Below are 12,435 nucleotides of genomic sequence, written 5' to 3'. Positions count from 1 at the left end.
CTTCCGCTTTTATTTCCTCAAGGAAACTACAATCTGTGATACCTCCCCTGTCCTTTCAAAGAGCTGCTTGCTGGTGTCCCGGTCTAGTTCTAAGGTTTCGAAATTCTTTGAGGTTTTATTCGCATAAAATACTTCAAGGTCCTCCTGTTCGGCAAGTTTATAGACCACTGGTACCTGGCAATAGGTAAAGCAAATACACTCTTTTTCCATGGCTATTTGCTGAGGCTTAAAATCAACATCCACATAAGAAAAAATAGCAGGGGCTTTTAAAAACTCGGCTTTGTTAAAAAACCCGGGGCTAAAGGTAATTTTGCCCTCCTTAACCGCTACACCCAATTCTCCCATCCTGCTCAGAATATCCTCTTTTACCTGGCCGGTCATCCCGGGTTGCTGGGCGCCCTTCCCGGCCGGTGTATGGGAATAAGGATCTGTTGGGAAGGCCCCATACAGCTCTGGAGATTTATGCACCCCTATGCCCGCATTTATTTCGTAATAATGATCTATTAATCTTCCAATGATGGCTTCGTCCTCGCCTTCTTCTATGGCTTTTAAACAGTATTCCATCACCGCCAGTAGCAATTTGGACACCATATGCCAGTATATAGACCCAAGGCCCTCATAGCCAAAGAAGGTTCCTGATCTGCCTGTAAAAGATTTGTGATCAAACACCTCTTCAAAAGTGTCTAAGAGTAAATGCTGTTCCTCCTCAATGAGCTTTTTGTATGGCCCCTCAGGCAGTTCCGCCAGTGCTTTTTTAAGGCTGTCGGCATTATTAAAAGACCCGTTAAAATGGTAGTCCCCGGCCACATCCTGTTCCAAGACTGTAGTATTCCCATCCTTCAACAATTGCTGCATCAGCTTAGACTGGGCTACTTTTTCTGCAGGAATCTTGTTCTTATCTACAAAGCGTGGCAAATCCTTGTCCGGATATAAGATATAACTGTATTGATCTTCCCTAAACAGGCTGCTGGCTTTTAAAGCATCGAGCACTTCCAGGCAGGCTTCTGAGGAGAGGTAGCCGGAGCTCAACACCGCCACCTGCCCTTCCAGCATTTCACTTAGATAGGAAACAGCAATCTCCTTGTCATTCTCCACAGACATCAGGTTATAGGCATGGTACATCTTGTCTGCCCTTTTATTGGCGTCTATAGAATGATCCATATACTTTAAGGCCACTTCTACAAAATTCAGCATATCGGCTTTGGAAACATTTTTCCTTGACCCGCTAAAGCCCTTTGCGTAAATAGTGGCTCTATAGTTGCTCCCCGCCTGCCCCAGGCCATCTAAAATTAACTTTCTGTCGCTATCTGATATTTTTCCTTTTAAGGTGTTCTCATATTTTTCCAAAGTGGTGCTAAGCCCCTCAAAAAAGGTAATCAATTCCTCAGACAAGGCTAGCTGGGTAAAAGAGGCTTTTTTTAGCGTATTTTGAAAAAAACTTAAAAACCGTCTTATATAGTAGAGGGTCACCATAGAAACCCCATTCCCTACCAGGGCATTATTGGCATCATTCCATTCCGGCCTTTGGGTATTGAGCCAGATCCCGGCTTCCGGAATAAAGTTGGAGCATTTTGCCATTAGGGTGACCAGTAATTTTTCCAACAGATTTACCCTATAGATCTCCCCGTTCTTATCGGTCAATAAGGCTCCGTCTGCGCCCATTTCCTCTTTTCTTTTGATGATCTCTTCGCTCAGCTTATGATCAAAATCAATTGTATCCTTGGGGTTTTTCAGGGTATCCTGATAGCTTTTAATCTTGTAAGGAACATTCGCATACACAAACAAGTCCTGATTAAAATAGCCTTCCAGTCTGGCGGGGTAATAGTCTTGTATGAACTCCAGAAATTTTAGAAGGTAAATGATCTGATGATCACCCCAGTACCCTATATAGGACCAGGGATCGTCCGGTTCTATGATCTCCCAGTCAAACCCATCTTTGGTCACCCGGTAGGGGTTGTAGCCTTCAAAGGTGGTGGCATTTAAGAACTTATGGATCATACTGTCTATAAATTCCGGATAGGAATGTGCCAGGGCTTCCCAGTTTTGGAAAATATCCCGCCAGTTCCCCTGATAATCCAGAATATTAGACCCGTCTACCTCACTTTGGGTATTTATGGAAAACTTGTTCCAGGGCCTGCTGGGGTCTCCATGCCGGCGACTGAATTTTAGAGGCATATACTCAAAACACAACCTTTTGAAATCGTTATCTGTGTTCTCTAAAGCGAGTTGGTGCAAGGTTTTAAGCGAGAAGGCAACAGGCAAAGCGTTTATCTCCGCCTTATTGTCTTTCCAGACTTTTTTGTTGGCCTTTTGCAGATAGGTGGTGAAATCCTTTTTTTGAATCTCATAATTCTTATCAAAAATACCCCCACGCATGATGTTGTACAGCACGTTGGAATAGTGCCTGGCGGTACGCAGCTTATCACTGGTTAGCTGTAAACCATCTGCTGCGGCAGCCAAATCAATCAGGTTTTGGGTACCCAGGGCTATATCCTGGTCTATTGCCTGAGCGAGATCTTTAGGGCTTTTTAATTTTTCTTTAATGTCAATCACCTGGGCGGGTCCCTGGTTTACATTAGCAACCAGCATCCATTGTTTTTGAGATTCCCTGGCCAAATTTAAATCTGAACTAATGAAATAGGCCCCTTTTTCGGCCTTGATATCGGTTTCGTTCTTGAGTGACTCGCCTCGTCTAAAATCATTAAGTTGCAGGGAAGAGACCAGATACGTTGGCTTCTCTAAACCCACAGACCATGCAATGGTAGCCTTAAGGGCTTCGCTAGGCTCTGCCTTGTCGACAATAATGGCACTCAGGGCAAAGATGCCCAGGCCGGTATCCGACTCTAATTCGCTCTTTTTATAGGCATCCACCAGGTTACTCCTGCCATTTTGCAAATCGGTGTTTACGCCATAGGGCAGTATGTTCTGCAAACCGTCCAGGAGGGTGAGCTTCAGGTCTTTTTTGGTATTGTTGATCAGGCTGGCTTTTCTGACAAATCCGAATTTATTGCTGGAATTCCATTGGTACCGGAAGGTTAGGCCCAGATCCTTGTTAATTTCTTCAAAGATGATCTTATTGCCTGTATTGTTCTTGTAGAGATTTCTGCTGATGGTATAAAGGCCTTCATACCTGTCAGAAAAAGGTTCCCATAAAAGGGACTTGCCCTCCAAATGAACCTGCAACAAGGTTTTACTGCCGGTTACCTCCAGAGATTCGGTTATTTTATCATCTGTATAATACGGGAAAAGGGAAGATTCACTATCTTTTCTTCCTGCGGTTAGGGCGCCATTGCTTGATATAAACATCCAGTGATTGGAATCACTTACTATGCTCATAAAAAAGGGCCTTAAATTATTACTGTTGGAGATTTTGTAATAATCCTCATTTTCAAAATTCACATATTCCCCATTTACTTCGTGGGTTTCTAAATGAGCTAAGGCTGCTCCAAGGTATTGTTGCTCTGGTTTCATAGTCGATTCGTTTTTTTTTGAAAATAAAAACCTCCTAAGAAATAAATGACTTAAAGAGGTTTTATATCTGGTATTTTTTTTGAGCTTTTAGAAAATTAATACAACTGCATAAGTTACTTTAAAATGGATTCTCCGTAATAATCGATGAACGTTTTTCTCCAGGCTTCAGGAAAAGGGTGTTTTTTTAATTCCTCCATGTCATAAGCCATTAACAAGGTCTTGGAGATGGCTGCGAGCCGATCGTGATTTTTGCTATAGATTTTGCCTTCACAAAGCACCCGGTCTTCCATCAATTCAATGATATCCAAACTAATCACAACGGTGTCCGGGTAGGTCACCGGAAAGATATATTTACAATCCTGCCAGGCCAGAATAGGAACTATTTTCCTAAACTTGAAATCTCCTCCATGCATTTTTTTAAACATCTCAATCCTTGCAGATTCCATCCAACGCAGGTAAACCGTGTTGTTCACGTGTTGTGCAGCATCCATATTACCCCATTGTACAGGAAGCTCAAGTGTTACATAACTATCTGATGTATTCTCAGTCAAGCCATCAATTATTTAATCTTATTTAACCATAAAAGGAATATTGGCTGTTGCCGAATGGTTTTGACCATCATTCACATAAACGAACAAGCGGTACGGCCCTTTCCCCGGAGCCTTAAATACTACTGTTCCTTCTTCCTGCGAAACCACTAGTCCTTCAATGGCTTCCGGCCTTGACTCTTCATCTCCTCCATCCTGCAGGTCCGTACTTTCCGGTAAAATCTCCCAGCTATAGGTTAAGGGATCATTCTCATAATCCATAATTTCTATGGTAGCACTATATTCTCCTTCTTCTTCTAAATAAACATTGTCTAAGGCTACCTTCCCGTCCAAAGTGTAGTTTTCTATAACGGGTGTCCTGTTTTCCGGCCATTGACCATTCCAAATATAATGCATGACATCCACGGACTCTGTTTCCTTGCCATCTTCTAAAAAGATCCCGTACCAGGTGGGGGTTCTCTCTTGTTTATTACCCCATAGAAAAACATAGGAGCCTATGCACTGGGTAGAATCTGAAGCAATTCCGGCTTTATATCGTTGTAAATAATTTGCCGCCTTTACCGTGCTGTTTTGCTCGATGGGTGCTTCCCAGGCAGTTTTAGGCACCTCCCAATGACCGGTTGCTCCCCATTCTGTTACCATGTAAGGTCCTTCCCAACCGTATTCTCTTATTAACCGGGGTACCATTGGTAAATCGCCATACATCTGTACAGACAAAATATCCAAATCCGGACACCGCTCTTTGATATACTTAACTTCCTTTTCGCCAATACCCGCCAAACTTGTAGTAGTAAGGTGGTTTGGATCTACTTCGTGGATCATTTCTGAAATTTCATTGACCGCATCCCAGACTTTCGGATTCTCATAATGCAGGTTTAGCTCATTTCCTATACCCCATATTAACAGCGCCGGATGATCTTTTAAGGCCATAACCTGTTGCTTTATGTCTAATAACTGTTTGTTTACTGCTTCCGGATCATCATAATCAAAACCATGTCTTTCCCTGCCAACTTCAATCCCCATGGTTACCATAATGCCATTTTCGTAAGCTTCATCAAGTACTTCCTTTCCGGATTTCTGACCATTTTCTGTTCGCCAGGTTCTGAAAGAATTCGCATTATGGCTTGCAAGTGCAGGAACATTACCAAACTCCAGGCCTGCCCCTTTAATATAAAAAGGTTCATTATTTACCCTTAACACATATTTACCTGCCTCCTTATTTACGACTACTTTGGCCGGCATTTCAACCGCAGCAGCAGTTACCTCAACTTCTTTTTTCTCTGATTTATCCTTGCAGGACAAGAGCAAGAACAAACAAACTATACATACAATACTTCTCATTTTAAAATCTATTTTCTAATTAATACTTCCTGAACTTCTTCTAAGGTTTTTCCTTTTGTTTCGATAACGAATTTATAAACGAAGAAAATCGCACAGAAGGATAATAAAGCGTAAATGGCAAACGTAGCTGTTGGACCCAGGTTGGATAATTCCCAGGGGAATACCTGAGTTACAGAAAAACTGACCAATGAGTTAAAGAAGCCCACCACAGAAATGGCAATTCCTTTTACTTTGGTCGGGAATATTTCTGAAATCAGGGTCCACATAACCGGTCCGAGCGAAATGGCAAAAGATGCCACATAAAGGAGGATAGCTATAAGCACTAAGGTTGCATTGATCTGAATAAAATTCGTTATTTCATTACGTTTAAACTTAAGGAAAAGGTCCTGATCCATTGCAGGTTCTACCTCCTCGAAAAGGGCGGCCTGGCTATCAAACGACTTTCCGTTGAAATCTGTCAATGCTGTTCTAATTTCCTCATTACTTATTTTAGCTAGGGTATCGTCATTAAAATCATAGGTGGCATTATTAAATGCAAATGCCGCCATTAAAAGGGCAATAGTCATAAAAGTAGTACCTATTAACAAAAGGGGTTTTCTACCCAACTTATCAATTAACCAGATGGCAACTAAGGTAAATACCAGGTTGGTGAGTCCTACGACAATAGCTTGCAGAAAAGAGGAATCTGTGCTTCCCCCAGCCTGTTCAAATATGGTGGGCGCATAATAGAATACCGCATTTATACCGGTGATTTGTTGAAAAAAGGCAATCCCCAGGGCAATGATCATTATCGTACGGTTTCTGTTACTAAACAGATCGGCTAATTTGCCTTTTTCCTCCTTTTTCGCAACCCCGCGTTGAATCTCGGCGATAGTCACCTCAGCATATTCCTCTCCCCCTATCTTTGCGAGGATCTTTCTTGCCAGTGCAACCTGGTTTAATTTTGTAATCAACCAGCGTGGGCTTCTTGGTACCGTAAAAAGGGCCAAAAAATAGATGGCTGCCGGGATAGCTTCGACCCCCAACATATATCTCCAGCTATTTTCACCCATGTCTACGAGAAAGTAATTGGAGAAATAGGCAACGGATATCCCGATAACGATATTCAACTGGTTAAATGAAACCAGACTACCCCTAAGCTTGGGAGGTGCTATTTCTGCAATATAGATGGGTGCAATTAGTATGGCACCACCAATTCCAATGCCTCCAATAATTCGGGCAATGATAAATTCTGTATATCCTGTAGCTAAGGCAGACCAGGTAGCAGATATTGTAAAAAGTGCGGCGACAAAAATCAAGACATTTTTCCGGCCGTACTTATCGCTCAAAGGCCCGGCCATTAAATTGCCCGCCATGGCACCAAAAACGACACAGCCCACAGAAAATCCCAGCATCCATTCTGTCATTTCAAAATAGATAGTAATTCCTTTAACCGCACCGGAAATAACGGCGCTATCAAATCCCAGTAAAAACCCTCCCAAAGCAACTATCAGGCTTATGAGAATGGTATAGGATTTATTCATTTTTATAACTTTATCTGATTCTTCCATGGTATTGGTTCTTGGTTTGGTTATATTTTTGTTTTGGTACTTCTTATAAAAAGGGAATTTACTCTTCAGACATCACAATGGTTTGTATTCCATGAGCCGGGATTTCAATTTTTGCAGTTTTTGAATTCATAGTAATACCATATTCTAAGGGCGCATTGCTTTGATTCATTGCAACGATCACCAGACTACCATCTACATTTACAAATGCAGTTGACAATAAAGAATTTGAGCTCGAAACGCTACTGATCCTTTTTGCGCCGGGGCGAATAAATTTAGAAAAATGCCCTATGTAATAGTAGGAATACGTTAATGTTAGTTCTCCTGTTTTGGTGTCTCCATGTGCCGGAGCAAAACATAAATTACCCACATGGTTGGGGCCGCCTGTTTCATCCAGTAGAATATTCCAGTCTGTCCATGCTACCGTTCCATTGTTAAAATCATTTATCATAGACCTTCCATAGCGTTCTGCAAGTCGTTCTTCCTCAATTTTGGCAATATCATAACCTTCGTTACAGCCTTCTGTAAAAATTAAATTCTTATCAGGAAAAGTTTCATTTACATTTTTAACATTGTTAAACATAGGAATGCCGTCTTTCCAGTCTTCATACCAGTGAAATCCAGTACCCCAAACATATTTTGCGGCTTCAGGGTCATTTAAAATAACGCTGGCCCTTTGAAATAACAGATCCCTGTTGTGATCCCAAACAATTATATTTTTATCCCCCATACCCGCTTTTTCCAGGGTAGGTCCCAAATAATTTTTTAAAAAATCGCGTTCTTCCTCTGCGGTATAGATACAAGATTCCCAGCGTTGAACGGCCATGGGTTCATTTTGAATGGTAAGTCCCCATAATGGGATTCCCTCTGCTTCATAGGCCTCAATAAATTTCACATAATAGTTGGCCCAGGACTGATAAAATTCGGGTTTAAGCTTGCCGCCCTGCAACATATTGTTATTCGTTTTCATAAACGCAGGCGGACTCCAAGGACTGGCATACATGAGTAATTCACCACCTGCTGCTGCGATCGCTTTTTTGGTAAATGGCAGTCGGTATTGGCGATCGTGATCAATATTGAATGTTTTTAATTCCGCATCTCCTTCTTCTATATAGGTATAGCTACCACTAGAGAAATCACAGCTATGGATTATGGTTCTTCCCAAAGAATACCCTATACCGTTTTCCTCACTATAGTAAGCTTCTAAAAATCTTTCCTGATTTTCTTCGGAGAGCTTGTAAAAAGTTTCAGCTGCAGCATCGGTTAAAGCCGCACCAATTCCCATAAACGTTTGAAATTGTTTGGTAGGATCAACGAGTACGTCAATTTCAGTTTCCAAAGGCTGTTTAAAGTCGCCAAAATTTAAACCTGAAGACTTTGAAAGTTTTAGATCGGTTTTATGGGCTGTAGTATAAACTTCGGCTTTAGGTGTTTTAACTAAAACTATTCCGGGTTCTGATTCAGGTTTTAATTCTTCTGCATCCTTCTTCTTATCAGGAGAACAACTAATTAAGAACAACAAACCAATGAAAAATCCAAACCTTCCTTTTAAAAAGGGCTTAACGCTAAGTTTACTCATTTTACCAGACATTTAGTTTTAAAATCTAAAAGGTTCTTATAGATCATAATATGGTGACCACGAACTATTTTAAAAATTTTCAGCTTTTAAAGTAATAAAAAAAAGGGCAGGAAGAACGGCCCAACCCTTTTTTTCGCTAAACAAATTAACTAAAGAAAATTATTTATATACCCTTATGTAATCTACTTCCATCGTAGATTGAGTGAAAGCAGGGTCTATAGTTCCTCCCAAATTACCACCCATGGCTACATTTAAAATAAAGAAGAAATCTTTATCAAACGGACGTGTTCCATCGTTAGCTATGGTTCCAAATTCTACATTATCGACCAGGAAGGTAATTCCGGAAGCCGTCCATTCCATTGAATATAGGTGAAAATCATCAGATACGCCTGTCACCGTTGTTGTAACCGTACGTGGAGTTGCCCCAAAATTTATGGGATCATGCAGCGCCGCGATTATGTTATCCTGGTTGTTGCCAACATGTTCCATGATGTCAATTTCACCCGCTCCAGGCCATGGATTGGATAAAAGGTCTCCTCCAAGCATCCAGAGTGCCGGCCAGGTACCGCCACCTGTAGGCAGTTTGGCCCTTATCTCTACCCTGCCGTATTGAAATTCAAAATTTCCTAAAGAATTAATTCTTCCAGAAGTGTAACCGCCACTGCCATCTGCTATTGCAGTAATCTTAAGAACATCATTTTCAACTTTGATATTGTTAGGGTCATTGGTATATACCTGTGCTTCATTATTACCGGTAGGGGTCCCGGCTACTCCCAAAACGCCCGTATCAATATTCCAGACAGCCGGATCAGGAGTACCTGCAACACTAAATTCTTCGGACCAAAAAAGTGTGTTAAATTCGGATTCGAAGCCCGCATTAGGATCATAATCTTCGGGTCTGAACTGATGGTAATATGCAATCTCTATAGTTTCCAGTATGGGTTGATGGTCTCCGCGTACGTGTAAAAAGTCGTCCGTGAGTTCAATAATTTTATACCTGGAAGCGCCGGACCAGAAGGAAAGCGTACTGTTTTCCACTTCCAAATATAATTCACCATCCTCTTCCACAACCAGAAAGCTGGTATCTGTATCAATGCTTTTTACCGCCGTACTGTTGGCGGTTGAAATATCGTGACATTCGTCTACAAATTGCTGAGGCGTAGCATTAGGGAAAAAATATTGAACGTCTGCCCAACCAACCAGGGTTTCATCATTAACTCCTGTTTCTAACTGATAGCCGTAGCTATCGTTTTCATCATAGGAAAATACCAAAACATCATCATAAAGACATGGATTCATACTGTTCGGCGGTGCCGGAAAACCATCATTCTGATCATTAAAGGCCGCATCTGCGCCCCAATGTCCTAGCTCTTCTTTGTTCCATACCCATCGCTTTGTGCCATCACCTGCCAATTTTTGCAAAATGGCCGGATCTATCAAGAGTCGTACATCCAGATCAATAGTTATGGTTTTTGAAGAGGCTGTTCCGCCTGTACCATAGGCTACTACTGTAATTATCTGCGAGTACTGACCAGATTGGGTATATTGGAATGTTGCCGGTTCACCCGGCTTTACTACCACAGGATCATTATTTTCTTTAAATATTACATGAATATTAAGAGCATTGTCTGCAGTTGTGGTTACCGAAACATTACCGGACTGGTCACTGGCAATATCTGTGGTAATACTCAAATTAGCGGGAGTTAATAACGTTGACAAACCAGGCTCATCTTCCTGACAAGCCATGAAGGCCAGACAAATCAATAAAAATGAACCATATTTTTTCATTACCTTCTTCATATTTAATATTTTTAGTCTTGTGTTATATCATCTATATAATAGATAGATCCATCTCCTGCAGGCTGTCCAACATCATCAAATTCCGGGAAGATGACGAATTTATCATAAGCATCTGCCACATTTACAAGGCCTGAGAAGTCATAAGTTAAAGATACCCACTCGTTTGCCGTTGCAAGCGTTTGGTCTATGAAAACAGTAGGACCGCCTCCGCCGCCTTCTTTCTCGATCTGGAAGCGTACATTGATACCTGCTTTAGGTGACCAAATTTTAATAGTAAATGACTGACTTGTACTTATATCCATATCCGCAGGGAAGATCTGAAACATCCCGGAATACCAGGCAGCACCAGCTGCTTTGTTAAATTCAAAGACCGTAGCCGAAGTATTTATACCTGTTTGATCCGGATTAGCAATCGGCACTCCGGTTACCCCCTGTGAGTCTTCGAATACACCAGTCAGTGTTTCGTTCAACTCAAAGCCAATCGGAAAACTTGTCGCCACAGTTGGAGGAGGAACACCTTGCTGTATGTCATCCACATAATAAACAGAACCATCACCAGCAGGCTGCCCAACGTCATCAAAATCCGGGAAGATGACGAATTTATCATAAGCATCTGCCACATTTACAAGGCCTGAGAAATCATAAGTTAAAGATACCCACTCGTTTGCCGTAGCAAGCGTTTGGTCTATGAAAACTGTAGGACCGCCTCCGCCGCCTTCTTTCTCGATCTGGAAGCGTACATTGATACCTGCTTTGGGTGACCAGATCTTAAAGGTAAACTGTTGTGTTGTGCTAATATCATAATCAGCTGGGAAGATCTGGAATAATCCAGAATACCATGCAGCACCAGCTGCTTTATTAAATTCAAATACTGTTGAAGACACATTAATACCTGATTGATCAGGATTAGCTACAGGTGCACCAGTTACTCCCTGAGAATCCTCGAACACCCCGGATAGGGTTTCGTTCATTTCAAAAGAAATTGGGAAACTTGTAGCTACTTCCGGACTTCCAGAACCTTGAATAACATCGTCTACATAATAGACGGAACCATCTCCTGCAGGCTGACCCACGTCATCAAAATCTGGAAAGATCACGAATTTATCATAAGCATCCCCCACATTTACAAGGCTTGAGAAGTCGTAAGTTAAAGAAACCCATTCGTTTGCCGTTGCAAGCGTTTGATCTACGGTTACCGTAGGACCGCCTCCGCCGCCTTCTTTCTCAAGTTGAAATCTTACATTTATACCTGCTTTAGGCGACCATATCTTTATGGTAAATTCCTGGCTTGCATTTAGATCAATATCCTGAGGGAATATATGGAATAAACCGGAATACCAGGCGGCACCAGCTGCTTTATTAAATTCATAGACTGTTGCAGAAGTATTTATCCCTGATACATCCGGATTAGCTATGGGACCCCCGGTAACACCGTCACCTTCCTCAAACACACCAGACAAGGTTTCATTAGATTCAAAATCGATCGGGAAACTTTCAGCCAAAGTTAATGTGGAATCTTCCACAGTTACTACCTCAGAAGCCTCAATAGAAGCTGCTCCTGCTCCCCTGGCCACAACCCTGACCGTATACTCCCCAATCTCTGAATAGACATAAGTAGAAGTTTCTCCCGCCATTATAGTCGTAGGCTCTTCATTTTCAACCTCCCCAAAATATATATCAAAGACCGTTGCATTGGTTGCTGTTGGTGCCACAGATATCTCAAAAGGATTCGTTTCTGAAGCGGTGATATTCAATTCCAAATCGGTTGGGGCAGCAAATGAAATAGTTACTATTCGGCTTAACTCACTTTTTAACCCGGTTAATCCAACCGCTACAATTCTTAAAGTAAATTCGCCTTCTGCATATACATGAACAGCGGTTTCACCAAGGGCTACCAGTGTAGGTTCCTCATTTTCTACATCGCCGAAATAAACCTCAAAGGCAGATGCACCAACTGCAGATGGTGTAACACTAACTTCACCAGATTCATCCTGTGCTATATTAAATTCTGCACTAACAGCTGTAGGTGCGGAAATTTCCTGTAATGCATATGAGGTCTCCTTCTTTGTACAGGCATTAAATAAGTTGATTACTAAAAATAGTACCGATAATTGCTTTATAATTTTCATTTTATCAAAGTTTATTTTTT

7 protein-coding genes are annotated in these 12,435 nt (G+C 41.6%); all 7 read right to left on the bottom strand.

Annotated features, from left to right (window positions below; translation table 11 throughout):
• Positions 1 to 9: 9 nt before the first annotated feature.
• Positions 10 to 3,471 (bottom strand): hypothetical protein, encoded by a 3,462-nt coding sequence (locus tag Q0874_RS06295; RefSeq protein WP_299160773.1) that lies wholly within the window; start codon positions 3,469 to 3,471, stop codon positions 10 to 12.
• A gap of 113 nt (positions 3,472 to 3,584) precedes the next feature.
• A complete protein-coding gene (locus Q0874_RS06290; RefSeq protein WP_299160770.1) occupies positions 3,585 to 4,022 on the bottom strand; it encodes a thioesterase family protein in 438 nt (145 codons plus the stop codon).
• 18 nt (positions 4,023 to 4,040) lie between these two features.
• Positions 4,041 to 5,360: a glycoside hydrolase family 2 TIM barrel-domain containing protein gene (locus Q0874_RS06285; protein ID WP_299160767.1), complete on the bottom strand. Its 1,320-nt coding sequence runs from the start codon at positions 5,358 to 5,360 to the stop codon at positions 4,041 to 4,043.
• Between the two features lie 8 nt (positions 5,361 to 5,368).
• A complete protein-coding gene (locus Q0874_RS06280) occupies positions 5,369 to 6,910 on the bottom strand; it encodes a sugar porter family MFS transporter (protein WP_299160765.1) in 1,542 nt (513 codons plus the stop codon).
• 58 nt (positions 6,911 to 6,968) lie between these two features.
• Complete coding sequence (locus Q0874_RS06275; protein WP_299160763.1) at positions 6,969 to 8,486, bottom strand: glycoside hydrolase family 30 beta sandwich domain-containing protein; 1,518 nt, start codon at positions 8,484 to 8,486, stop codon at positions 6,969 to 6,971.
• Between the two features lie 159 nt (positions 8,487 to 8,645).
• A complete protein-coding gene (locus tag Q0874_RS06270) occupies positions 8,646 to 10,286 on the bottom strand; it encodes a glycoside hydrolase family 16 protein (protein ID WP_299160761.1) in 1,641 nt (546 codons plus the stop codon).
• Between the two features lie 11 nt (positions 10,287 to 10,297).
• Complete coding sequence (locus Q0874_RS06265) at positions 10,298 to 12,415, bottom strand: hypothetical protein (RefSeq protein ID WP_299160759.1); 2,118 nt, start codon at positions 12,413 to 12,415, stop codon at positions 10,298 to 10,300.
• Between the last annotated feature and the right edge of the window lie 20 nt (positions 12,416 to 12,435).

This window comes from uncultured Eudoraea sp., assembly GCF_947490415.1.
In the GTDB taxonomy this organism is placed as follows: domain Bacteria; phylum Bacteroidota; class Bacteroidia; order Flavobacteriales; family Flavobacteriaceae; genus Eudoraea.
Note: the sequence above shows the minus strand (reverse complement) of the source record. Positions and strands in the feature narration are given on the sequence as shown.